The 23,118-nt window shown below is 72.0% G+C and carries 22 protein-coding genes, 1 pseudogene and 1 riboswitch; of the genes and pseudogenes, 12 read left to right on the top strand and 11 right to left on the bottom strand.

From position 1 onward, the window contains the following. Positions 1–80: 80 nt before the first annotated feature. Positions 81–207, top strand: a riboswitch (SAM riboswitch). The 4 genes from thrC to groL all read left to right on the top strand — a co-directional run bounded on the left by thrC (position 201) and on the right by groL (position 4,411). Next, positions 201–1,538: a threonine synthase gene (thrC, locus tag BUE44_RS16700; protein WP_073499079.1), complete on the top strand. Its 1,338-nt coding sequence runs from the start codon at positions 201–203 to the stop codon at positions 1,536–1,538. It overlaps the preceding riboswitch by 7 nt. Continuing rightward, positions 1,535–1,810 carry a MoaD/ThiS family protein gene (locus BUE44_RS16695; protein WP_073499076.1) on the top strand — a complete coding sequence of 92 codons (276 nt, stop codon included), beginning with the start codon at positions 1,535–1,537 and terminating at the stop codon, positions 1,808–1,810. Before thrC ends, BUE44_RS16695 begins: the two co-directional genes overlap by 4 nt. A gap of 445 nt (positions 1,811–2,255) precedes the next feature. Next, a complete protein-coding gene (locus BUE44_RS16690) occupies positions 2,256–2,459 on the top strand; it encodes a cold-shock protein (protein ID WP_009339379.1) in 204 nt (67 codons plus the stop codon). A 329-nt stretch (positions 2,460–2,788) separates the two neighbouring features. Beyond that, the gene (gene groL, locus BUE44_RS16685; protein WP_073499074.1) at positions 2,789–4,411 is read left to right on the top strand and encodes a chaperonin GroEL; all 1,623 of its coding nucleotides are present in this window, start codon (positions 2,789–2,791) and stop codon (positions 4,409–4,411) included. Positions 4,412–4,524: 113 nt separating this feature from the next. On the opposite strand, the gene BUE44_RS16680 is transcribed toward groL, so the two are convergent. From BUE44_RS16680 to BUE44_RS16670, 3 genes are all read right to left on the bottom strand, one after another. Further along, positions 4,525–4,893 (bottom strand): DUF6281 family protein, encoded by a 369-nt coding sequence (locus BUE44_RS16680; protein ID WP_143172519.1) that lies wholly within the window; start codon positions 4,891–4,893, stop codon positions 4,525–4,527. A 111-nt stretch (positions 4,894–5,004) separates the two neighbouring features. Continuing rightward, complete coding sequence (gene murQ / locus BUE44_RS16675; RefSeq protein WP_107415750.1) at positions 5,005–5,934, bottom strand: N-acetylmuramic acid 6-phosphate etherase; 930 nt, start codon at positions 5,932–5,934, stop codon at positions 5,005–5,007. A gap of 151 nt (positions 5,935–6,085) precedes the next feature. Next, entirely contained in the window at positions 6,086–7,054 is a 969-nt protein-coding gene (locus BUE44_RS16670; protein WP_407640031.1) for a MurR/RpiR family transcriptional regulator, read from the bottom strand. 181 nt (positions 7,055–7,235) lie between these two features. On the opposite strand from BUE44_RS16670, the gene BUE44_RS16665 reads away from it, so the two are divergent. From BUE44_RS16665 to uvrA, 3 genes are all read left to right on the top strand, one after another. Then, positions 7,236–7,592 (top strand): hypothetical protein, encoded by a 357-nt coding sequence (locus tag BUE44_RS16665; RefSeq protein ID WP_073499068.1) that lies wholly within the window; start codon positions 7,236–7,238, stop codon positions 7,590–7,592. Beyond that, positions 7,589–7,864: a DUF4031 domain-containing protein gene (locus tag BUE44_RS16660; protein WP_073499065.1), complete on the top strand. Its 276-nt coding sequence runs from the start codon at positions 7,589–7,591 to the stop codon at positions 7,862–7,864. The genes BUE44_RS16665 and BUE44_RS16660 overlap by 4 nt, the downstream gene beginning before the upstream one ends. An 89-nt stretch (positions 7,865–7,953) precedes the next feature. Continuing rightward, positions 7,954–10,422 (top strand): excinuclease ABC subunit UvrA, encoded by a 2,469-nt coding sequence (gene uvrA / locus BUE44_RS16655; RefSeq protein WP_073499063.1) that lies wholly within the window; start codon positions 7,954–7,956, stop codon positions 10,420–10,422. A gap of 175 nt (positions 10,423–10,597) precedes the next feature. On the opposite strand, the gene BUE44_RS16650 is transcribed toward uvrA, so the two are convergent. Continuing rightward, on the bottom strand, positions 10,598–11,539 hold the full coding sequence (locus BUE44_RS16650; protein WP_073499061.1) for an alpha/beta hydrolase: 942 nt from the start codon (positions 11,537–11,539) through the stop codon (positions 10,598–10,600). A 95-nt stretch (positions 11,540–11,634) separates the two neighbouring features. Between BUE44_RS16650 and BUE44_RS16645 the strand changes: the two genes are divergently transcribed. Beyond that, the gene (locus tag BUE44_RS16645) at positions 11,635–12,222 is read left to right on the top strand and encodes a TetR/AcrR family transcriptional regulator (RefSeq protein ID WP_073499059.1); all 588 of its coding nucleotides are present in this window, start codon (positions 11,635–11,637) and stop codon (positions 12,220–12,222) included. A gap of 173 nt (positions 12,223–12,395) precedes the next feature. Here BUE44_RS16645 and BUE44_RS16640 read toward each other — a convergent pair whose 3' ends face one another. The 5 genes from BUE44_RS16640 to BUE44_RS16620 all read right to left on the bottom strand — a co-directional run bounded on the left by BUE44_RS16640 (position 12,396) and on the right by BUE44_RS16620 (position 16,156). After that, positions 12,396–12,701 (bottom strand): Pepco domain-containing protein, encoded by a 306-nt coding sequence (locus tag BUE44_RS16640; protein ID WP_073499057.1) that lies wholly within the window; start codon positions 12,699–12,701, stop codon positions 12,396–12,398. Positions 12,702–12,842: 141 nt separating this feature from the next. Beyond that, positions 12,843–13,523, bottom strand: a complete 681-nt coding sequence (locus BUE44_RS16635; protein ID WP_073499055.1) for an HD domain-containing protein — start codon at positions 13,521–13,523, stop codon at positions 12,843–12,845. Between the two features lie 86 nt (positions 13,524–13,609). Then, positions 13,610–14,431: an ABC transporter permease gene (locus BUE44_RS16630; protein ID WP_073499052.1), complete on the bottom strand. Its 822-nt coding sequence runs from the start codon at positions 14,429–14,431 to the stop codon at positions 13,610–13,612. Continuing rightward, positions 14,428–15,198, bottom strand: a complete 771-nt coding sequence (locus BUE44_RS16625) for an ABC transporter permease (RefSeq protein WP_073499050.1) — start codon at positions 15,196–15,198, stop codon at positions 14,428–14,430. The genes BUE44_RS16630 and BUE44_RS16625 overlap by 4 nt, the downstream gene beginning before the upstream one ends. Before the next feature lies 1 nt (position 15,199). After that, positions 15,200–16,156, bottom strand: a complete 957-nt coding sequence (locus tag BUE44_RS16620; protein ID WP_079189809.1) for an ABC transporter ATP-binding protein — start codon at positions 16,154–16,156, stop codon at positions 15,200–15,202. Between the two features lie 369 nt (positions 16,157–16,525). On the opposite strand from BUE44_RS16620, the gene BUE44_RS16615 reads away from it, so the two are divergent. Together BUE44_RS16615 and BUE44_RS16610 are read left to right on the top strand one after the other, a co-directional pair. Continuing rightward, positions 16,526–17,236, top strand: a complete 711-nt coding sequence (locus BUE44_RS16615) for a copper homeostasis protein CutC (protein WP_073499047.1) — start codon at positions 16,526–16,528, stop codon at positions 17,234–17,236. A 70-nt stretch (positions 17,237–17,306) separates the two neighbouring features. Continuing rightward, entirely contained in the window at positions 17,307–18,014 is a 708-nt protein-coding gene (locus BUE44_RS16610) for a class I SAM-dependent DNA methyltransferase (protein WP_073499045.1), read from the top strand. An 11-nt stretch (positions 18,015–18,025) separates the two neighbouring features. On the opposite strand, the gene BUE44_RS16605 is transcribed toward BUE44_RS16610, so the two are convergent. Then, positions 18,026–20,095: a HelD family protein gene (locus BUE44_RS16605; RefSeq protein ID WP_073499423.1), complete on the bottom strand. Its 2,070-nt coding sequence runs from the start codon at positions 20,093–20,095 to the stop codon at positions 18,026–18,028. Between the two features lie 287 nt (positions 20,096–20,382). Between BUE44_RS16605 and BUE44_RS37905 the strand changes: the two genes are divergently transcribed. Continuing rightward, complete coding sequence (locus BUE44_RS37905) at positions 20,383–20,553, top strand: hypothetical protein (protein ID WP_200804441.1); 171 nt, start codon at positions 20,383–20,385, stop codon at positions 20,551–20,553. A gap of 73 nt (positions 20,554–20,626) precedes the next feature. On the opposite strand, the gene BUE44_RS16600 is transcribed toward BUE44_RS37905, so the two are convergent. Further along, positions 20,627–22,279, bottom strand: coding sequence for a DNA repair helicase XPB (locus BUE44_RS16600; RefSeq protein ID WP_073499043.1), 1,653 nt, complete (start codon positions 22,277–22,279; stop codon positions 20,627–20,629). A 263-nt stretch (positions 22,280–22,542) separates the two neighbouring features. On the opposite strand from BUE44_RS16600, the pseudogene BUE44_RS39265 reads away from it, so the two are divergent. After that, positions 22,543–23,118: pseudogene (locus tag BUE44_RS39265) on the top strand (hypothetical protein); the annotation flags it as partial.

The following is a 23,118-nucleotide window of genomic DNA, read 5'->3' as shown; positions in this document are numbered from 1 at the left end:
GGACGACTGTCTCCACGGCCATCGTCGTCGGTTAGAGTCGTGACAACAAACGCCCGGGCCTGTGACGTCCGGTGCCATACCGCTCATCCAGAGGGGCAGAGGGAACGGCCCGTTGAAGCCCCGGCAACCCTCCCGCCGACCGCGAGGTCAGGTGGGGAAGGTGCCAATTCCGTCTTGTGGCGACGTCCGCCACGAGGAAGATGAGGAGAAAGGGCCTCGCCACCATGGCTGTGCAGACTGTCGCCGGCACCAGCACCACCACTCCCGCCTTCGCGGACAACCCCCACCAGAACTCCTTCGGGCCTGCCGTCGCGCTGTCGTGCCGCGAGTGCGGCACCCGCTACGCGCTGACCCCGGTGTTCGCCTGCCAGGAGTGTTTCGGGCCGCTGGAGGTGGCCTACGAGCTGCCGCTGGGCGACCCCGAGGACCTGCGCCGGCGGATCGAGGCCGGGCCCGCGAACATCTGGCGCTACGCCCCGCTGCTGCCGGTGCCCGCCGACGTCACCGCGAAGCAGAATCTCAACCCGGGCTGGACCAAGCTCGTCAAGGCCGACAACCTGGCGCGCGAGCTGGGCGTGACCGGCGGCCTGTACGTGAAGGACGACTCCGGCAACCCGACGCACTCCTTCAAGGACCGGGTCGTGGCGATCGCCCTGGAGGCGGCCCGCACCTTCGGCCTGACGACGCTGTCCTGCTCGTCGACCGGCAACCTGGCGGGCGCGGTCGGCGCCGCGGCGGCCAGGGCCGGCTTCCGCTCGTGCGTGTTCATCCCGCACGACCTGGAGCAGGGCAAGGTCGTGATGGCCGCGGTCTACGGCGGCGACCTGGTCGCGATCGAGGGCTCGTACGACGACGTGAACCGTTTCTGCTCGGAGCTGATCGGCGACCCGATCGGCGAGGGCTGGGGCTTCGTCAACGTCAACCTGCGGCCGTACTACGGCGAGGGTTCCAAGACGCTGGCGTACGAGATCGCCGAGCAGCTCGGCTGGCGGCTGCCGGACAACCTGGTCATCCCGATCGCGTCGGGCTCGCAGCTCACCAAGATCGACAAGGGCCTGCAGGAGCTGATCAAGCTCGGTCTGGTCGAGGACAAGCCGTACAAGATCTTCGGTGCGCAGGCCGAGGGCTGCTCGCCGGTCTCGGCGGCCTTCAAGGCCGGGCACGACGTGGTGCGCCCGGTGAAGCCGGACACCATCGCCAAGTCGCTTGCCATCGGCAACCCGGCGGACGGCCCGTACGTCCTGGACATCGCCCGGCGCACCGGCGGCGCGATCGAGGACGTGAACGACGAGCAGGTCGTGGACGCGATCAAGCTGCTGGCCCGCACCGAGGGGATCTTCGGTGAGACGGCGGGCGGGGTGACCGTGGGCGTGCTGAAGAAGCTCATCGAGACCGGGCAGCTCGACCCGGCCGCCGAGACGGTCGTGCTGAACACCGGCGACGGCCTCAAGACCCTGGACGCGGTGGCCCCGACCACCGGGCCGACCGCGACCATCCGCCCCACCGTTGCCGCGTTCCGAGAGGCTGGCCTCGCATGAGTGCTTCCGTACGTATCCCCACCATTCTCCGCACCTACACCGGCGGCCAGGCCGAGGTCCAGGCCGAGGGCGGGACGCTGGCCGCGGTGATCGAGTCGCTGGAAAAGAATCATGCGGGTATTTCCGCGCGGGTTCTCGACGACGCCGGAAAGCTCCGCCGTTTCGTGAACGTCTATGTCAACGACGACGATGTCCGCTTTTCCGAGGGTCTTGCCACGGTGGTCCCCGACGGTGCCAGCGTGTCGATCATTCCCGCGGTCGCGGGTGGTTGAGCCGGCACCGGTTCCGGTCTGACGGGAATCCGCCGACCCCCTGACGTTTGACCCGCGCCCCACCCGGGAACTGTTTCTGTCCCCGGGTGGGGCGCCCGCATGTGGGCCGGTAGTTGTGCCGGGATAGAGTTGCCAGAGGCAAGTGGCACTCCTGAGACGCGCTGTGCAGTCGTTGCGGCGATTTATCGCCAAAGTCACCAGCGATTGGTCCGATAGGACCTTTATGTCCGGTCCGAGTTGCCCCGCATTATCATTTTTTCCCGGTGTATTTCCGATCGGTCGCGCCCAGAATTCTCGTCCAATTGACCTGTTGCAGACGGCATCCGTGCAGATACATTCAGCCGCGGTCGACGCGTTCCGGCGCACACCTCCCACGGGGGGTGAGGTCTGACCCGGGCCCGCGGAGCGCGGGGCCGCGATAGGGCCAGTAATAGGGGAGTTAGGAATGGCTCAGGGCACCGTCAAGTGGTTCAACGCGGAGAAGGGCTACGGCTTCATCGCGGTCGACGGTGGTGCGGATGTCTTCGTCCACTACAGCGCGATACAGATGGACGGATACCGCACCCTCGAAGAAGGCCAGCGAGTCGAGTTCGAGATCTCGCAGGGTCAGAAGGGGCCGCAGGCGGACATGGTCCGACTGGCCGGCTGATCGGCTCGGGCGCGTTCGGCCACCGACGCGACGCCACCAAGTAGGGCCACCCCCGCCAGGGGTGGCCCTTCGCCGTTGGGGACGCTCTCCGGGGGCCGCGGGTCCGCCTCCACCACGCCCGGGGCGCTTGCACTCGCAGGGGGAGAGTGCTAATCATTGGCATTAGCACTCTCCGAGTGAGAGTGCCACTTGGACCGGGTCGGTGAGGCTCGATCGGGCGTCGGGAAGGAACCGGCGACCGGGGAGCCGTCCGTCGCGGGCGCCACACGGTCCGATCCACCGCCCCCCGCCTTGGTGGGGGAACCCCCAGTCCGCGGAGGACACTTCACATGGCTAAGATCATCGCGTTCGATGAGGAGGCGCGGCGCGGCCTTGAGCGCGGGATGAACCAGCTCGCCGACGCCGTTAAGGTCACCCTCGGTCCCAAGGGCCGGAACGTCGTCCTTGAGAAGAAGTGGGGCGCCCCCACGATCACCAACGATGGTGTGTCCATCGCCAAGGAGATCGAGCTGGAGGACCCGTTCGAGAAGATCGGCGCCGAGCTGGTCAAGGAAGTCGCGAAGAAGACCGACGACGTCGCCGGTGACGGCACGACGACCGCGACCGTCCTGGCCCAGGCCCTGGTCCGGGAAGGCCTGCGCAACGTAGCCGCCGGCGCCAACCCGATGGCCCTCAAGCGCGGCATCGAGCGTGCCGTCGAGGCCGTCTCCGCCGCCCTGCTGGAGCAGGCCAAGGACGTGGAGACCAAGGAGCAGATCGCTTCGACCGCCTCCATCTCCGCCGCTGACACCCAGATCGGCGAGCTGATCGCCGAGGCGATGGACAAGGTCGGCAAGGAAGGCGTCATCACCGTCGAGGAGTCGCAGACCTTCGGGCTCGAGCTCGAGCTCACCGAGGGCATGCGCTTCGACAAGGGCTTCATCTCGGCGTACTTCGCCACCGACCTGGAGCGTATGGAGGCGTCGCTCGACGACCCGTACATCCTGATCGTCAACTCCAAGGTCTCCGCGGTGAAGGACCTGCTCCCGCTGCTGGAGAAGGTCATGCAGTCCGGCAAGCCGCTGCTGATCATCGCCGAGGACGTCGAGGGCGAGGCCCTGTCGACCCTGGTCGTCAACAAGATCCGCGGCACCTTCAAGTCCGTCGCCGTCAAGGCGCCCGGCTTCGGTGACCGCCGCAAGGCCATGCTCGGCGACATCGCCATCCTCACCGGTGGCACCGTCATCTCCGAGGAGGTCGGCCTCAAGCTGGAGAACGCCGGGCTCGACCTGCTCGGCCGCGCCCGCAAGGTCGTCATCACCAAGGACGAGACGACCATCGTGGACGGCGCCGGCGAGTCCGACCAGGTCGCGGGCCGGGTCAACCAGATCCGTGCCGAGATCGAGAACAGCGACTCGGACTACGACCGCGAGAAGCTCCAGGAGCGCCTGGCGAAGCTGGCCGGCGGCGTGGCCGTCATCAAGGCCGGTGCCGCCACCGAGGTCGAGCTCAAGGAGCGCAAGCACCGCATCGAGGACGCGGTGCGCAACGCGAAGGCGGCCGTCGAGGAGGGCATCGTCGCCGGTGGTGGCGTGGCCCTGCTGCAGGCCACCGCGGTGTTCGAGAAGCTGGAGCTGGAAGGCGACGAGGCGACCGGCGCCAACGCCGTGAAGCTCGCGCTGGAGGCCCCGCTCAAGCAGATCGCCGTCAACGGTGGTCTCGAGGGCGGCGTCATCGTCGAGAAGGTGCGCAACCTGCCCATCGGCCACGGCCTGAACGCCGCGACCGGCGAGTACGTCGACATGATCGCCGAGGGCATCATCGACCCGGCGAAGGTCACCCGCTCGGCGCTGCAGAACGCGGCGTCCATCGCCGCGCTCTTCCTCACCACCGAGGCCGTCATCGCGGACAAGCCCGAGAAGGCCTCCGCGGCCGCCCCGGGCGGCATGCCCGGCGGTGACATGGACTTCTGATCCCCCGGGATCACCGTCCAGCACGCGAAGCGGCGCCCCCTTCCCCGTACGCACGGGAAGGGGGCGCCGCTGTGTCGTAACGCCGTACGGGCCGGGTCGTAGGGCCGTTCGGCTCAGCTGCTGGGCATGGCCAGGGGTGCGGGCACGTGGGCGGGGTCGGTGACGGCGATGACGTCGTCCTGGGTGATCACGGCGAGCGTCGGGTCGACCCCGGCGACCCGGTAGACGCCGACGGGCTGCCGCGGCTCGGCGCCGCCGCCGTCCTGGCAGCCGTCGAAGTAGCCCTGCCCGACCGGGTCGCCCTGGTGTGGTACGACCTTGGCCGACTCCTGGCCCGGCGCCATCACGTACAGCCTGCCGTCGTAGTGCAGTTGCCATGCGCAGTCCCGGCCCCCGGCCCCGGTCCCGCCTGCCGCGTCCGAGCAGCCGCCCAGCGCCAGCAGCGCGGCCGCCACCAGCACCGCTCGCCGTCTTCCGTTCACAGGTCCCCCCTCGTTCGGTGTGCGCCTTGGACGCACGACCGCCGAGTGGGGTTCCGTACGGGCGTACAGGCGTACAGGCGTACAGGCGTACAGGCGCGGGTACGGGCGCGGTCAGCCGCCCGCCGACTCCAGGGCCTCGCGCAGGTGGCCGCCGGACTCGGTCAGCAGCCGGGCCGCGGTCGGGGCGTCGACCTTGGCCAGCAGGGTGAGGATGGCCGGTTTGACCTCGCCGTCGGTGGCGGACAGCGCCCGCTCGATCGCCGTGTCGTCCGCGCCGGTGGCCAGCGACACGATCCGCCGGGAGCGGGCCCGCAACTTCTCGTTGGACGCGCGCACGTCGACCATCAGGTTCCCGTAGGTCTTGCCGAGCCGGATCATGGTGATGGTCGAGAGCATGTTGAGCACCAGCTTCTGCGCGGTGCCCGACTTCAGCCGGGTGGACCCGACGACCAGCTCGGGACCGACCACGACCTCGATGCCGTGGTCCGCGGCGGCGGCCAGCGGCGAGTCGGCGTTGCAGGACAGCCCCACGGTCAGCGCCCCGAGCGCGCGGGCGTGCTCGACCGCGCCGACGGCGTACGGCGTACGCCCGGAGGCCGAGACGCCGACAACGGTGTCGGCGGCGGTCAGCCCGAGCGCGTCCAGGTCCTCCGCGGCCAGCTCCTTGCTGTCCTCGGCGCCCTCGATGGAGGTGACCATGGCGGTCGGGCCGCCCGCGATGAGACCGACGACCTCGCGTCCGGGTGTGGTGTTGAAGGTCGGCGGGCACTCGCTGGCGTCCAGTACGCCGAGCCTGCCCGCCGTGCCGGCGCCCGCGTAGACGAGCCGCCCGCCGCGGGCCATCCGGTCGGCGATGCCGTCGATCGCCGCGGCGATGCTGGGCAGTTGGGCGGCGACGGCGGCCGGCACGGTGGCGTCCTCGCCGTTCATCGTGCGGGCGATGTCCAGGGTGGCCATCCGGTCGATCTCGGCTAGCTCGGGTCGAAAGGCCTCCGTGGTCAGCGTGTCCAGCTCGCGGCGCAGCTCGGTGTACTGGGGCATGTGCGGCTCGTTCATCCTTCTCGCAGTGGTCAGGTGCGGGCGTGGGGGGATGCGCGGCCGGCGTCCAGGTGGCCGCGGAGCAAACAGGTTCGGCGGGGCGAAGGGGGTCGGCGGAGCAAAATGGGTTCAGCGCATTATTTCAGTGCATTGTTCAGCTACGGGCGGCCCGCGGCCTGTGGCGATGCGCCAGCGCCTCGTACGATGCGGCCAGCGCGGGCGCCGCCGACTCGTATGTCCGCTGCGCGACCCCCACGAACAGACAGTCCACCAGCAGGAGTTGGCTGGTCCTGCTGGACATCGCGGCCGGCCGCAGCTCGCTCTCGCGCGAGCTCGACGTGGTCAGCACGATGTCGGCCCACTGGGTGACGGGGCCGTCGGGCCGGCCGGTGAGGGCGATGGTCGTCGCCCCCTGGTCGAAGGCGGCCCGCAGTGGCTCGATCACGTCGTGCGTGCCCCCGGAATGCGTGATCGCGACCGCCACGTCACCGGGCCGCAGCTGCACGGCGTTGGTCACCGCCAGGTGCGGGTCGGCGTGCGCGTGCGCGATCAGCCCGATCCGCAGCAGCTTCTGCGCCAGGTCCTGACCCACCAGCCCTGACGCGGCGATCCCGTAGATGTCCGTACGTCGCGCGGCGGCCAACGCGGCAACTGCCGCCTCCAGTTGGGCCATGTCCAGTTGCGCGGCGGTGTCGGCGAGGGTCTGCTGCTCCTCCAGGGCCAGCTTGGCGACGACGTCGGCGAGCGGGTCGTCCACCGCGATGTCCGCGGTCACCGCGGGCGGTGCGCCGGCCGCCTGCTGGGCGGCCAGCGCGGCCAGCGCCAGCCGCAGGTCGCGGTATCCGGGATAGCCCAGCAGCCGGGCCGTACGCACCACGGTGGCCTCACTGGTGCCGGTGCGTATCGCGAGCGCGGTGACGGTCTGCTGGGCGCAGCCGGCCGGGTCGCCCGCGACGGCTTCCGCGACCCGCTGCATCGAGCGGGTCATGGACGGTGCCAGCGTACGGACCTTGGCGGCCAGGGCTCCCGGGTCGGGGGGTGAGGCGGGTATGACGGGCGCGTCCGCGGCGCCGCGCGGGGGACGGACGCTCGGGGGGAAATTTTCCTTCACGCTGTGAGTCACCCCATGAAAGGTATTTTCACGCATCGTCCGACGTCAAGCGACTTTCCGCCACGCTGCGGTTTCCGGCGGCGCGTGGCGGCTGCTCGGCTGCTCCGTCCGCCGATCTTCCGCCGGCTCTTCCCCCGGCTGGTCCTTCGGCTCGTCCGGAGGTTCCGTTCACTCTCCTGGGACAATGGTTCCCATGGACCACCACCCCGCAGAGGCGGTGCTGCACAGCGCCCGCGCCCTCGTACTGGCCGACCTCACCGCCCGCGACGTCGCGGGCCCCGCCGTCGTCTCCCTCGTGGAGGACGCCGTCGCCGAACGCCGCTGGTGGCTCGACCAGTGGCCCGACGGCGCCGCCTTCGTCCCCGGCCTGGTCGCCCAGGACGTCCAGGACGCCCTCCTCGAGACGTACGGCCGCTGGCCCCTGTGCCCGCACTGCGAGGACGCGCACGCCCTCGCCGTCGAACCCGAACTCGGCGCCGACCCCCACTGGGTCTGCGAGGCCCGCGCCGAGGTCATCGCCCCCGTGGGTGCGCTGGGCGCGTCCCGATGACCGTCTACGTCGACCCCTCGACCTGGCCGGGCCACGGCCGCCTGTGGTCCCACCTGGTCAGCGACACCTCCTACGCCGAGCTGCACGACTTCGCCGTCCGGCTGGGGGCTCCGCGCCGCGCTTTCGAGCGCGACCACTACGACATCCCGGCCGAGCGCTACGCCGACGCCGTCCGGCTGGGCGCCGTGCCCGTGGGCAGCAAGGAACTGGTCCACCGCCTCACGACCGCGGGCCTGCGCCGCCGCAAACCGCCCCGCGACCGCACGCCCTGACCCGGCCTGTCCCGCGCCCTCGCCCTGCGGCGGGGCCCGGTGACGGCGCCCGTCGCGCGGTTCCCGGCGCGATCAGGTAGTCAGGAACGGTGAACAAGGAAGCGACCGACCCCTTCGTGCACGTCCGGGGCGCCAGTGAGAACAACCTGCGGAACATCGACGTCGACCTTCCGCGGGACGCGATGGTCGCCTTCACCGGCGTCTCCGGCTCCGGCAAGTCCTCGCTCGCGTTCGGCACGCTCTACGCGGAGGCACAGCGGCGCTACTTCGAGTCCGTGGCACCGTATGCCCGACGGCTGCTGCAACAGGTCGGCGCACCACACGTGCAGGAGATCACCGGACTGCCACCCGCCGTGGCCCTCCAGCAGCGACGCGGGTCGCCCAGCTCGCGCTCGACGGTCGGCACCATCACCACGCTGTCCAATCTGCTGCGCATGCTCTACTCCCGCGCCGGCACCTATCCGCCCGGGGCCGCACGGCTGGACGCCGAGGCGTTCTCACCCAACACCGCGGCCGGCGCCTGCCCCGAGTGCCACGGACTGGGCGTCGTGCACGACGTCGCCGAGGACCTGCTCGTCCCTGACCCCTCGCTGAGCATCCGCGAGGGGGCGATCGCCGCCTGGCCGGGCGCCTGGCAGGGCGCCAACCTGCGCAGCGTCGTGAACGGCCTGGGCATCGACATCGACCGGCCGTGGCGCAGGCTCAGGAAGAAGGACCGGGACTGGCTGCTGTACACCGACGAGCAGCCCTCCGTCTACATCGAGCCGGAGGAGGACCGCGTCGACTACGGCTACCAGGGCAAGTTCTGGAGCGCCCGCAAGCACGTCATGCACGTCCTCGCCGACTCCAAGAGCGAGAAGATGCGCGAACGGGCGCTCCGGTTCGTCAGGAGCGTGCCCTGCCCCGAGTGCCACGGCAGTGGGCTGCGGCCCGAGGCGCTCGCCGTGACCTTCGCCGGACGCACCATCGCCGAGATCAACGCGATGCCGCTCACCGAGGTCGTGGCGCTGCTGCGGCCCGTCGCGGGGCGGTCCGAGGCCGACGCCACCACGTCGACCGCCCGATCCGGCGAGACGACCGAGGTCGCGGTCCGGATCTGCGGCGACCTGGTCGCGCGGATCGACGTCCTGCTCGACCTGGGCCTGGGATATCTCAGCCTCGGGCGCCGCTCGACGACCCTGTCACCCGGCGAGGCGCAGCGCCTGCGGATCGCCACCCAGCTGCGCTCGGGGCTGTTCGGCGTCGTCTACGTCCTCGACGAACCCTCCGCCGGCCTGCACCCCGCTGACGCGGAGCCGCTGCTCGACGTGCTGGACCGCCTCAAGGCGGCGGGCAACTCGTTGTTCGTCGTCGAGCACGACATGGACGTCGTACGGCGGGCGGACTGGGTGGTCGACATCGGCCCCGGCGCGGGCGAGGGCGGCGGACGCGTGCTGTACAGCGGCCCGGTCGCCGGTCTCGAGCGGGTCGGGGAGTCGGCCACGAGCCAGTACCTCTTCGGGCGCGCCCGGCCGCTCGACCACCGCCCGCGCACACCGCACGGCTGGCTGCGCCTGCGCGGCGTCTCCCGCCACAATCTGCACGACGTGTCCGTCGACGTGCCGCTGTGCGTACTGACGGCGGTGACGGGCGTGTCCGGTTCCGGAAAGTCGACGCTGGTGACGCAGGTGCTCGCCGAGGTCGTCCGCGGCCACCTCGGGCTCGTACCCGAGGAACCCGGCGAGGCGCGGCTGGAGGTCGACGTCCAGGAGGCGTCTGGGGTCGAGTCGTTCGACCGGCTGGTCCTGGTCGACCAACGGCCCATCGGCCGGACCCCCCGGTCCAACCTGGCCACGTACACGGGCATGTTCGACGCGGTGCGCAAGCTGTACGCGGCGACGGACGAGGCCAGGGCGCGCGGCTACGCGGCCGGACGGTTCTCCTTCAACGTGCCCGAAGGGCGCTGCGAGACCTGCCAGGGCGAAGGGTTCGTCGCGGTGGAACTGCTGTTCCTGCCCGGCACCTACGCGCCGTGCCCTACCTGCCATGGCGCCCGGTACAACGCCGAGACGCTGGACGTCACCTACCGCGGCAAGAACATCGCGGACGTGCTGGCGCTGTCCGTCGACGCCGCCGCCGAGTTCCTGTCGGCCGTCCCGGCCGCCTCGCGCAGCCTGGAGACGCTGCGCGAGGTCGGACTGGGCTACCTGCGGCTGGGCCAGCCCGCGACGGAACTCAGCGGTGGTGAGGCGCAACGCATCAAACTGGCCACCGAACTCCAGCGAGCCCGCCGCGGGCACGCCCTCTACCTCCTCGACGAGCCGACGGCGGGGCTGCACCCCTCCGACATCGCCCTGCTGCTGCGCCAGCTGCACCGGCTCGTCGACGCCGGCAACACGGTCGTCCTCGTCGAGCACGACCTGGACACGATCGCCTCCGCCGACTGGATCATCGACCTCGGCCCGGGCGGCGGCGACGCGGGCGGCCGAGTAGTCGCATCGGGCCCGCCCACCGAACTGGCCAAGGCCCGCGGCAGCGCCACCGCCCCCTACCTCGCGGCCCGCCTCGCGAACACCTGACGCTGCCGCGAGCTCAGCCCCCCACCGCCCGGTGGTCCGGGGCGGACCGGGCGGCCCCTTCGGGTCGGTGGCGACCCGCGCCCCTGCGGGCTCGGCCCTGCGACGGAGGGTGCCCCCAGGGGCGCGAGGCTGCGGCTGGCGCCGCGTGGGCGCGCTCAGCCCGGGCCGGGGCAGGTCATGCGCTGAAGGAGGCGCGGAGAAATCCGAGGATTTCCGCGTAGGCGGGCTGGGCCTGCGGCGCCAGCCCCGGCACGCTGAGGAAGGCGTGACCCGCCCCCGGGTGTTCGGTGAGCCGCGCCGGGGTTCCGGCCGTGCGCAGGCGTTCGGCGTAGGCCCGGCCCTGGTCGGCCAGCGGGTCGTGCGTCGGCACCACGACGAGCGCGGGGGCCAGCCCGGACACGTCGTCCGCGTGGAGCGGCGAGAGCGTACGGGGGTCGGCCCCTCGCGGCACGGCGAGCCGCTGGAAGAGCCGCAGCTGCGGCACGCCGAGGGTCGGCGTGAGCGCGTACTCGTCGGCCGAACCGTAGCCGAGCATCGCCCCGGTCACGTCGACCGCGGGATTGACCAGCACCTGCGCCCGCAGGCCGAGCCCGGCCTCCCGCGCCCGGATGGCGGCGAGCGCGCAGACCAACGCGCCGCAGCTCTCGCCGAAGACGGCCGTACGCGCCGGGTCGACACCCCACCGCGCGGCGTGCCGCACCACATGGTCGAGCACGTCCCAGCCGTCGTCGACGGCGTTCGCCAGCGGGTGGTCCTCGTCGAGCAACCGGTGCTCGACCGAGACGACGACGGCCGGGAGGTGGGCGGCGAGCCGGCTGTTGACCCAGTCGCTCTGGACCGCCGTACCGACGAAGCCGCCGCCGTGCACGTGCACGACGAGGGGCAGGGCGGCCCCCGCCGTCGCCGACCGGTGCACCCGCACCGGCAGTTCGCGGCCGGGCAGCGCCACCGTCCGCCACTCGACGGTGGCACCGGGGTCCGGCTCACCCCGGATCGCCAGCACCGCGTCGGAGGCGCGGAAGCGGTTCTCCGCGGTGCGGTACGTGATCAGTTCCTCGCCGGCGATCGTGGCCCAGTCCGGCTCCGGCGGCCGTTGCGCGATGGTGCCCTCGCTCATGACGTCTCCTCTTCCGCGACCCGCGGTATCGAAACCTGCAGTATCGAAACCTACAGTATCGGAACCCGAGGTATCGAAACAGGTATCGTGTGTCCATGCCCCCGCCCACCCCCGGCAGGCCTCCCGGCCGCCCGCGCGCCGGCGTCACCGCCCCGGTCTTCGCCGCCACCCTGAGCACGGTCCAGGAGCTGGGTTACGCCCGCGCCACCGTCGAACGCATCGCCGCCGCGGCCGGCGTCGCGAAGTCCACGGTCTACCGCCGGTGGCCGTCCAAGGGCGACCTGATCGTCGACTGCCTCCTCGACGCCCTCGGCCCGGCGCCCCTGAAGGGCGCCACCCGGGCCGAGATCATGGCCTCGACCATCCGCTGGGTCGCCGCGAAGATCAGCGAGCCGGGGGTGGGCGACGCCTTCGCCGGCGTCTTCAGCGACGCCGTGAGCGACCCGGCCCTGCGCGCCGTCCTGGCCACCCGCTTCCAGGACCCCTACCGCCTGGCCGTCCAGGAGGCACTCGGCGAGCCGGAGGACCGCGTCCTGTTCTTCATCGACCTCATCGTGGGCACGCTGCTCCACCGCCTGGGCATGACGGGCAGGCCCATGGCCGCCGCCGACGTCACCACCCTGATCGCCATGGTGGTCCCGCACTTCCCCGAGGGCGGCGTCAACGGGCAGGCGCGGGCGTGAACCAGGTCTCCGCCTCGTGGCGCAGGCCGAGCGCGGTGGCGGCGTGGTTCGAAGCGTAGACGTACGCCACCTTGCGCCGCAGTGCCGCCGCGATCCGCTGCCTGCATCGCCGGATCGTCGTACGCGCTCGCGCCGGTCAGCAGCGCCCTGTACGCCACGCCCGCCGCCGCCGGCTACGGGCGCCGGAAGGTCAGCGTCAGCCCCCGGGTGCCCTGCACCTGTCCGGTGCCGATCAGCTGCACGCCCCCGCTCGCCGTCACCTGGAAGGACAGCTGCGCCTCGGCGAGCGGCAGGGTGCCGTTGCGCGCGGCCACGTCCCTGAAGACCTCCTGCAAGGCGTCCACGGTCGCCGCCAGATTCCGCCGCAGCGGCCCCAGCGGTACGGCACGCAGCACCGGGTCACCGCCGAGCAGCCCCATCGAGTCCGGGTCCTCGTCGTCCGCCTCCACCCAGAACGGCAACGTCTCGGTCTCGTCCACGCACTCGCCCCCAAGTCCCGCCACCGGTCGGTCGATTCGGTGGCCCAACTCTAGGCGGACAGCGGGCGCCGGCGCGGCGCTTCGCCGTCCGGGGTGCCCGGACTCGCGAAGGGGAACGGCACGGACAGCCGCGCCGCCGGCTCACGCCTCCAGCAGCTCCAGCTCCGTCGTGAGGTTGCGGCGGGCCGTGCGCTCCCAGTGGTCCTGGCCGTACGGGGTGCGGAAGAGGTGGGGGAGGTCGAGGAGTTGGCGCAGGACGGCCGCGCGGCCCGAGCGGAAGTCGGCGTCCGGGACGAAGGCGTACTCGTCGCGGACGGCGGCGGCGTAGGCGGCGTAGGAGGCCGGGTCGCCCGCGAGGACGGCGAGGTCGGCGTCGCAGAGGACCTCGCCGTCGGCGTCGCCGGGGGCGGGGTCGTGTATGACGGTGAGCAGGACCAGGCGGACGACCTCGGACGTACGGTCGGCGTCGACGCCCGCCTCGGCCAGGGCGCGGCGGGCGAGGTCGGCGCTGCGCTGCTCGTTCTCGCTGCGGTCGGGACGGTAGACAGCGTCGTGGAACCAGGCGGCCAGGGCGACCGTGTCGGGGTCGTGCGCGTAGGCGGCCAGCTCGGTGGTGCGGGTCAGGACCTCGGACAGGTGGTCCAGCGTGTGGTATCGGCGCTGCGGTTCACCCCAGCGGTCCAGCAGCTCGCGGCCGTACGGCGCCGGGTCGGGGGCGTCCTCCTGGGCTGCTGCGGTGCTCTGGCAGCGGCGCAGCAGCTCGTTCCACTCGGCGAGCAGTGCCTCGTAGCGGGGGTGGGCGGCGGCCCTGGTGTGCGGCATGCGGGCCATTGTGGCGGAATCGTGAACGCGTTTTCCGTGCGGGGTGGGTGTTCGTCCCGTCACCCTCGGTGAATATGGCTCTGGTGTCACGGTACGAGGGTGCGTTCCAGCCGGTGCAGCGCCAGCGCCATGGACAGCGCCCCGAAGACCAAAAGGTAGAGCGCGGCGAGGCCCACCCCGGCGTTCATGACGCCGAGCGACGGCTCCCTGACCAACTCGATGCTCTGGTAGAGGGGAAGGCACTCGACGGCGATCTGCACCGGGCGGGCGTAGACGCCCAGCGGGTAGAAGGTCGTGGCGAACAGGAACATCGGCAGCATCACCAGCTGGACGAGCTGGAAGTCCTGCCAGCTGCGGATGTAGGTGACGACCGCCAGGCCGGCGGCGGCGAAGGCGAAGGCGATCAGCAACGAGCCGGGCAGGATGAGCACCGCCCAGGGCGAGTGCAGCAGGCCGAAGGCGGCGACGGCCGCGCCGAAGACGACGGTGACGGCGGTGCCCCGCAGCAGCGCCCACGCGACCTCGCCGAGCGCCACATCGCGGATGCGCAGCGGCGTGGCGAGGATCGAGTCGTAGGTGTGCAGCATCTTGAGCTTGCCGTAGATGTTGAACGTCGTCTCGTTCATGGCGCCGTTCATCGCGGCGGTCGCCAGCAGCGCGGGCGCGACGAAGTCGACGTAGCCGACGGACGGGTCGCCGCCGCCCAGACCCGGGACATGGCCGACGAGGGCTCCGATGCCGACGCCCATGGACAGCAGGTAGAGGACGGGTTCGAAGACCTCGGCCAGCAGCAGATACCAGGTGTGGCGGTAGATGACGAGGTTGCGTTCGACCAGGGCGGCGGGGCCCGCCACGGCCGGGGATCTCCACAACGCGCGCAGCACGGTGGTCCTTTCGGCTCGGCTCATCGGTTCAGCCGGCGGGTGTACGACCGGCGGGCCGCCCAGACGCCGGCGGCGGTCAGGGCGAGGAGATAGCCCACGTGCACGGCGGTGGCGCCGGGGTGCGAGCCGCCCAGGCCGGCGCCGCGGGTGAGGGCGACCCCCTGGTAGAGCGGGGTGCAGGTGGCCACCGACCGCAGCCAGTGGGGGAGTTGGCTGATCGGGAAGAAGGTGCCCGAGAACATGTAGAGCGGCATCACGACGAAGCGGTAGAGCCCGTTGAGGCGGCTCTGGCGGTCGACGCCCACCGCCCAGCCCATCAGCGGCGCCGCGAAGGCCATCCCGGTGAGCAGGACGGGCCCGGCGGCCAGCAGCGCCCTCGCCGGGCCGACCACGCCGAAGGCGACGACCACCGCGAGGAAGAGCAGGCCGCTGAGCAGCACCCGGAAGGCCACGAAGAGCAGGTGGCCGCCCAGGATGTCGACGGGTCGCATCGGAGTGGCCGCGGCGGCCGGGTAGTTGCCGCCGGAGCGGGCCGACTGGAAGACGGGGAAGGTGGCTTCGATGACGCCGGTCTGCATCGCGGCGGCGGCGAGCAGGCCCGGCGCGAGGAAGTCGAGGTAGGGCGTCCCGGTGAGGTGTCCGCTGTGGTTGGCGTCCACCAGCTTGCCCAGGCCCGCGCCCATGGCGGCCAGGAAGAGCAGCGGGTTCGCGACGCTGATCACGACGGTGCCGCGCCAGACGCGGCGGTAGCGGTCCATCCAGTAGCAGAACTCACGCAGTGCGGGTGCCATGTCAGTCCACCAGCGTCCGGCCGGTGAGGGTGAGGAAGACGTCTTCGAGGCCGGACCGCCTGACGAGCGCGGTCAGCGGCTCGACTCCGGTGCGGTGCACGGCCTTCAGCGCGTCCTCGCCGTCGTCGGCGTAGACCAGCAGGCGGTCGGGGAGCTTCTCCTGGCGATCGCCGAGGTGCCGGATCTTCCCGGCGGCCGCCTCCTGGTCGTCGAAGCGCAGCTCCAGGACCTCGCGGGTGCAGTGCCCGGCTATCAGGCCCCGCGGGGTGCCCTGCGCGACGATCCGGCCGTGGTCCATGACCACGAGCCGGTCGCACAACTGCTCGGCCTCGTCCATGTAGTGCGTCGTCAGCAGCAGCGTCACCCCCTCCTGCTTGAGCCGGAACAACCGCTCCCACAGCAGGTGCCGTGCCTGCGGGTCGAGCCCGGTCGTCGGCTCGTCCAGCAGCAGGATGTCCGGCCGGTTGACGAGCGACCGTGCGATCGTCAGCCGCCGCCGCATGCCTCCCGACAGCGCCTCCACCTGCTCGTCCGCCTTGTCCACGAGGCGCGCGAAGTCCAGCAACTGGGTCGCGCGCTCCCGTATTTCGGCCCGGGGAAGGCCGAAGTAGCGCCCGTAGACGAGCAGGTTCTCCCGGACGGTCAGCTCGGTGTCGAGCGTGTCGTCCTGCGGGACGCTGCCGAGCCGGGCGCGTATCGCGGGCCCGTGCGTTTTCGGGTCCATCCCGAGGACCCGCAGTGTCCCGCCCGAGACGGGACTGACCGCGGCGACCATCCGCATGGTGGTCGACTTCCCGGCCCCGTTCGGCCCCAGGAAGCCGAAGGCCTCTCCCCGGTGCACCCGGAAGTCGATCCCGGCGACGGCTTCCGTCGCCTCGCCGCCACCCCTCGGCGTATGCACCTTCCGCAACCCGACCGCTTCGATCAACACCCCCGCGCCGGCGCTCTCGTCGCCCACTGCGCACCCCTCCCGCCGTCCGACCGCCCCCGTTCGTTCGGCGGCCGCGTCATCCCACCAGAGGTGGGTCGCAAATTTCAATAGATTTCCCTGCAAGAAGCGAACCCCGCTGGGCAACCTTTATGCAGCGGCTCAGCGGAACCCGCCCCTTCGCCGAGCCGAAGCCGGGCCGGACCGTCGCCGAGGCCTGAGTCGCCGCGGGCGGTGGGCGAACGGTCGGCCGCCGCCGTCAGAAAGGGGCGGTTCGGTCGGAACCGGAATCAACGGGCGGTGGGGGGACGCCGAGGCCGGCTCCGGTGGAACGGGACCGTCCAGGACATCGGTACCCGGGGGTCGCGTGGTGCGTGGGCATGTGGCAGGCTTGGTCATATGTCTAGACCAATCTTCGAGGTGATCGCCCTCGGCGCGGACGATGCCGTAGCGGCCCAGGCCGGCGGCGCCGATCGCCTCGAACTGGTCACCGATATGGCCGCGGACGGCCTCACCCCCTCCCGCGCGACCTTCGGCGCGATCCGCGCCGCCGTCGACATCCCCCTGCGCGTCATGCTGCGGCTCTCCGACGGCTTCACCACGGGCGGCGCCCGCCAGCTCGACGCGCTCTGCGAGGTCGCGCAGGGCCTGCGCGCCGAGGGCGCCGAGGAATTCGTCCTCGGCTTCCTCGACGCCCGCGGCGGCGCGGACCTGGACGCCGTGCACGCGCTCGTCGACGTACTCGACGGTTGCCGGTGGACCTTCCACCGGGCGATCGACCGGGCCGCCGACCGCGACGCCGTACGCCTCCAACTCGCGGGCCTCCCCGGCCTCGACACCTACCTGACCGCGGGCTCCGCGGACGGCGTCGGCGCCGGCCTGCCCGTCCTGTGCGCCGAAGCCGCCCGCGGCGGCGAACCCGGCTACGAGCCCCGCCTCCTCGTCGGCGGCGGCCTCCTCCTCGCCCACGTCCCCGAACTGCGCGCCGCCGGCCTCGACGCCTTCCACGTCGGCGGCGCGGTCCGCGCCGGCGGCTGGGCGGGCCCGGTGGACATCACCGCGGTCCGCACCTGGCGCGACGTCCTTGACACCTCCGTCGCGGTGGGCTGACCACTCGTCGCGGTGGCCGAGCCACCGACCGGGCGGCGCCTGCCGAGCGGCGCCGCCCTATGGTTTGCGGATGCGCGCACAACACATCGACCGTCCCGCGGACCTCGACACCGTCCGCGAGTCCTATGACCGGGTGGCGGACACCTACGCCGACATGGTGCAGACGACAGGCATGGGCGACATCCGCCGCCACCCCTGGCTCAAGGCGTCGATCGACGCCTTCGCCGACACGGTGGGCGACCTCGGCCCCGTCCTCGACGTCGGCTGCGGGCCGGGCACGGTCACCGCCTACCTCGACGAGCGCGGGCTCGACGTGTCCGGCGTCGACCTCTCGTCCCGCATGATCGAGAACGCCCGCCGCCTCCACCCGCAGTGCCGCTTCGCCGTCTCCTCCGCCACCGACCTCGTACTCGAGGAGGCTTCCCTGGGCGGCGTCCTCGGCTGGTGGTCGCTGTTCAACCTCCCCCGCGAGGTCCTGCCGCAGGTGCTCGCCCTGTTCGCGCGTGCCCTCAAGCCCGGCGGCCACTTCATCACCGGGACGCACGTCGGCGACGAGGACGCGCTGCGCACCGAGGCGTACGGGGGAGTGCCCGTCCGCTGGACCACCCACAAGTGGCGCCCGGAACAGCTCGTGGCCCTGATCGAGCAGGCCGGCCTGCACCCGGTCGCCGAACTGCGACTCCCCGCCGACCAGTGGAGCGGCCCCGGCGTGGTCATCATGGCCAAGCGGCCCGCCACCAGCGGCGCGTCGGCGCTCCCGCCCCAGCCAACCCGCTAGGTGCTGTGCTCTCAGTCCACCAGCGCCGCGGGCAGCGGCTGGGCATGGAGGACGAACAGGCCGGAGACCGCCCGGGTCAGGGCGACGTAGAGGCGGCGCAGGCCTGTACGGCGGTCCGGCTCGGACGCCACGATGGTGGCGGGCTCGTCCAGGACCACATAGTCGTATTCGAGGCCCTTGGCCAGGGACGCGGGGACCAGCGTCAGGCGGGCGGACGCGGAGGTCTCCGCGCCCGGGGCGAGGTAGCGCAGGCCGGCCTCGGTCAAGGCGTCGCCGAGTGCCTCGATGCGGGGGTCGGCGGCGATCAGGCCGATGGAACCCTCGTGGCGCAGGGCGTCGCGGCAGGCCGCCACCACCGAGGCGTCCAGGTCGGCCGCGGCGACGGACCGGACCGCGAAGTCGCCGCCCGCCTCCCGGACGGAGGTGGCGGGGGCCAGGTCGGGGGCGATCTCGGGGAGCAGGCGGGAGGCGTAGGAGATGACCTCGCGCGGGACGCGGAAGCCGCGCGTCAACTCCTCGATGCGGGCGTCGGGTTTGCCCAGATGGCGGAGGGCCTCGGACCAACTGGGCGTCGCCCACGGGGTGGTGCCCTGGGCGATGTCGCCGAGGACGGTGGCCGAGCCGGTGGAGCAGCGGCGGCCGACGGCCCGGTACTGCATCGGCGAGAGGTCCTGCGCCTCGTCGAGGACGACATGGCCCAGCGAAGCGGTGCGCTGCACCAAGTCGCGGGCCTCGTCGATCAGTACGGCGTCCGCGGCGGACCACTTCGCCGCCGCGAGCCCGCGCGGGGGCTTCTCCCACAGGACGGCCTTCTGCTCGTCCGCGTCGAGCAGGCCGTCGGCCGAGGCGGCGAGGAATTCCGCGTCGGACAGCAGCCGCAGCACCAGCTTCGCCGGATCGACCGGCGGCCAGCACGCCTTGACCGCGGCTTTGACGGCCGCATTGCGGGCGACCGCGTCCTGCACGCGGTCGTCCGGCGCTTCGCCCGCCCGCTCCATCTGGACCAGCACCGCGTGGGCAATCCGCTGCGGCAGGGCGTCGTGCGCGGCGCCGTAGCGGATGTCCCGGTCGGCCAACTCGCTGACGATCGACTCCAGTTCGTAGGCCGGGACCCGCCAGCGCCGCGACCCGCGGATCACCATCACCGGCTCGGTGGGCATCCGGATACCGGAACGCACCGCCCGCCGCAGCACCTCCGCCATCCGGGCGTCGCCCTTGACGCGGGCGGTCTCCGCCGAGTCGGTGCCGCTCAGCGGGACATGGGCGACGAGGTCGTCCACCGTGGCCTGCTTGACCTGGAGTTCGCCGAGGGCGGGCAGCACCTGCTCGATGTACTGGAGGAAGGACGCGTTCGGCCCGATCACCAGCGTGCCCGTACGGGCGAGGCGCTCGCGGTGCGCGTACAGCAGATAGGCCACCCGGTGCAGGCCCACCGCCGTCTTCCCGGTGCCCGGCGCACCCTGCACGCACACCGTGCCGGTGACCCCGGCACGTACGATCTCGTCCTGCTCGGGCTGGATCGTCGCCACGATGTCGCGCATCGGGCCGACGCGGGGCCGTTCGATCTCGGTCTGGAGCAGCTTGCTCGTGGTGTCGGACTCCGCCGGGTCCGACAGGTGCTCGTCCTCGTATGCGGTCAACTCGCCGCCCGTGTAGCCGAACCGGCGCCGCAGCCGGACGTCCATCGGCTCGACGCGCGAGGCGCGGTAGAACGGCTGCGAGACCGGCGCCCGCCAGTCGACCACCATGGGGTCGCCCTCGGCGTCGTGCACATGGCGGCGCCCGATGTAGAAGCTCTCCCCCTCCGCGCCCTCGGTCAGCTCCACGCCGGGCGCGTGGCCGTAGTCCAGGCGGCCGAAGAAGAGCGGGGTGTGGGCGAGGTCGGCGAGCGCCTTGATACGGACCTCGATCTCGCCGGCGAGGATCCTGGCATTCACCCAGTTGCCCGTGACGTCCCGAATGTCGAGCGCCTCGACGTCCTCCCGCATGGCCCGCAGCGCGGACCGGGACGACGACAGGTGGTCGCGCTCCCGCTGGAGGGGATCGGGGGTGTGGTCCTGGATCGGGGCGTGCGAGGGCACGGCTCTGCCTCCGGTGGTCTGCGCGTGCGTGGCGGGGCCGGCCGGTTTCCGTCCGGCCGGCGGCACTCCCGTCCGGGAGGCGTCCGGGAGGCGGCAAGACGGGTGATCTTACGCTCCGGGCGCACGGGGCGCTAACGGTTATCCGGCCGACCTGGTCGTGCGGGGTCTCGGGGTGACCCTGATACCGGGGTCGGGGTCGGAGGTCCGACCACGGGCTGAGCGCGGGGAAACAGGAATCAGCCCTCAGCCCGATGTAGGCCGAATGCCGGATTTCGTACCGTGGAGACATGGCCTCCACGATCTCGCCACCAGGTCCGGCCGCTCATGGTGCCACCGTGTTCGGCACCCGTCCCGACCACCCCCGCCACCGGCTCGGCAGCGCCCTGCGCGCGGTCCGCGTCTTCGCCGTCACCGCGGTGGAGGTGGTGCTGCTCGGCAATGAGAGCAACCGCTACTGACCGCGGACGGCCGCCGTAGGCCGCTGCGGGCCACCTCCGGCCACCTCCGGCCGCCGTGTGGGGAACAGCCCGGTCAGACGTCCTCGCCCGCGCCCGTCAGGAGGTCGTCCGCGTCCACGATCCGGTACGCGTAGCCCTGCTCCGCCAGGAAGCGCTGGCGGTGGGCGGCGAAGTCCTGGTCGATGGTGTCGCGGGCGACAACCGAGTAGAAGCGCGCCTCGTGGCCGTCCGCCTTCGGTCGCAGCACCCGGCCGAGCCGCTGCGCCTCCTCCTGCCGGGAGCCGAACGTGCCCGACACCTGGATCGCGACCGTCGCCTCGGGCAGGTCGATCGAGAAGTTGGCCACCTTCGACACCACGAGCACCGACAACTCGCCCTGCCGGAAGGCCTCGAAGAGCTTCTCGCGCTGCGAGTTCGGCGTCTCGCCCTTGATCACCGGGGCGTTCAGATGCTCGCCCAGCTCGTCGAGCTGGTCGATGTACTGCCCGATGACGAGCGTCTGCTCCCCCGCGTGCTTGGCCACCAGCGCCTCGGTGACCTTTCGCTTGGTCGCCGTCGTCGCACAGTAGCGGTACTTGTCCTCGGTCTCGGCGGTCGCGTACGCCAGCCGCTCGGAGTCCGTGAGGTTGACCCGGACCTCGACGCAGTCGGCCGGCGCGATGTAGCCCTGCGCCTCGATCTCCTTCCAGGGCGCGTCGAAGCGCTTCGGGCCGATCAGCGAGAAGACGTCCGACTCCCGGCCGTCCTCGCGTACGAGCGTCGCGGTCAGCCCGAGGCGGCGGCGGGCCTGGAGGTCCGCGGTGAACTTGAAGACCGGCGCGGGCAGCAGGTGCACCTCGTCGTAGACGATCAGACCCCAGTCGCGGGAGTCGAACAGCTCCAGGTGCGGGTAGACACCCTTCCGCCGGGTGGTCAGCACCTGGTAGGTGGCGATGGTGACCGGGCGGATCTCCTTGCGCGTACCGCTGTACTCGCCGATCTCCTCCTCGGTGAGCGAGGTCCGCTTGACCAGCTCGTGCTTCCACTGCCGCGCCGAGACCGTGTTCGTGACCAGGATCAGCGTCGTCGCCTTCGCCTCGGCCATCGCACCCGCGCCGACCAGCGTCTTCCCCGCGCCGCACGGCAGCACGACCACGCCCGAGCCCCCGTGCCAGAAGCCCTCCACCGCCTGCTTCTGATACGGCCGCAGCGCCCAGCCGTCCTCGGCCAGCTCGATCGGATGCGCCTCACCGTCCACGTACCCGGCGAAGTCCTCCGCGGGCCAGCCCAGCTTGAGCAGCACCTGCTTGATCTGCCCGCGCTCGGAGGGGTGCACGGCGACCGTGTCCTGGTCGATCCGCGCCCCGACCAGCGGCTGCACCCGCTTCGAGCGCAGGATCTCCTCCAGCACCGGCCGGTCGGTCGTGGTCAGCACCAGCCCGTGCGCCGGATCCTTGCTCAGCCGCAGCCGCCCGTAGCGGTCCATCGTCTCGGCGACGTCGACGAGCAGCGCGTGCGGCACGGGATAGCGGCTGTACTCGACGAGCGCGTCCACCACCTGCTCCGCGTCGTGCCCCGCCGCTCGGGCGTTCCACAGCCCGAGCGGTGTGAGGCGGTAGGTGTGGATGTGCTCGGGCGCCCGCTCCAGCTCGGCGAAGGGGGCGATGGCGCGGCGGCAGGCGTCGGCCTGCTCGTGGTCGACCTCGAGGAGGAGGGTCTTGTCGCTCTGGACGATCAGGCAGGACACGCGGTTACCTCCGGCGGGCCGGGTGTGGGCGAACGGACCAGTCTACCGCCCCGCGACGGTGTGCCGGAGGGGCCGCTTCGGGGGCCTTGTGGGGCAGGGGTCCCGGGGCGGTGGTCCTCCGCTCGGGCCGCGGCGGCTTCCGGGGCGCCGGGGGTCCCGGGGTGGATCCCCGGTCGGCGCGCGGGACGCCATTCGTGCGAATCTACGGGGTGCTTAACCGTGGCTTACGCGGCTAATAGTCCTATTTGATGTTTTCTGCCCCCATGGATCACCAGCAGACGCAACCCCCCGCAGAGCAGCGCCGCCGGGGGACGTTCCGCGCCGTCGCGGCCTCCTCGGCTGTCGTCGTCGCGGGAGTCATCGCCGCGGCCGGCCTGCTGCTCCCCTCCTCCGCCAGTGCCTCCGGCGGTGGAACGGCGGGCGACGAGTGGGCGTCCTCCGGCTACGGGAGCTCCCAGCCCTCCGGCTGGCCCAGCCAGCCCGACTCGTCATGGCCCAGCAGCGGCCCTGACACGTCCTGGCCGGACCAGACGACCAGCTGCCCGCCCACCACCCCGCCCACCACCACGCCCACCACCACGCCGACGTACAACCACCCGGGCCACCACCACCCGCCGGGCCACCACCACCCGTCCCACTACCCGTCCCACCATCCCTCGCACTACCCGTCGCACCACCCGAGTCACCATCCTTCGCACCACCCGTCCCACCATCCCTCGCACCACCCGTCCCACCACCCGTCCCACCATCCGTCGCACCACCCGTCCCACCACCCGTCGCACCCGCCGACGACGACGCCGCCGACCACGCCGCCCACGACGCCCCCGACCACACCCCCA

The sequence above is a fragment of the Actinacidiphila paucisporea genome, from assembly GCF_900142575.1.
GTDB classification, from domain to species: Bacteria; Actinomycetota; Actinomycetes; order Streptomycetales; family Streptomycetaceae; genus Actinacidiphila; species Actinacidiphila paucisporea.
This window is presented reverse-complemented; position numbering and strand designations above follow the sequence as displayed.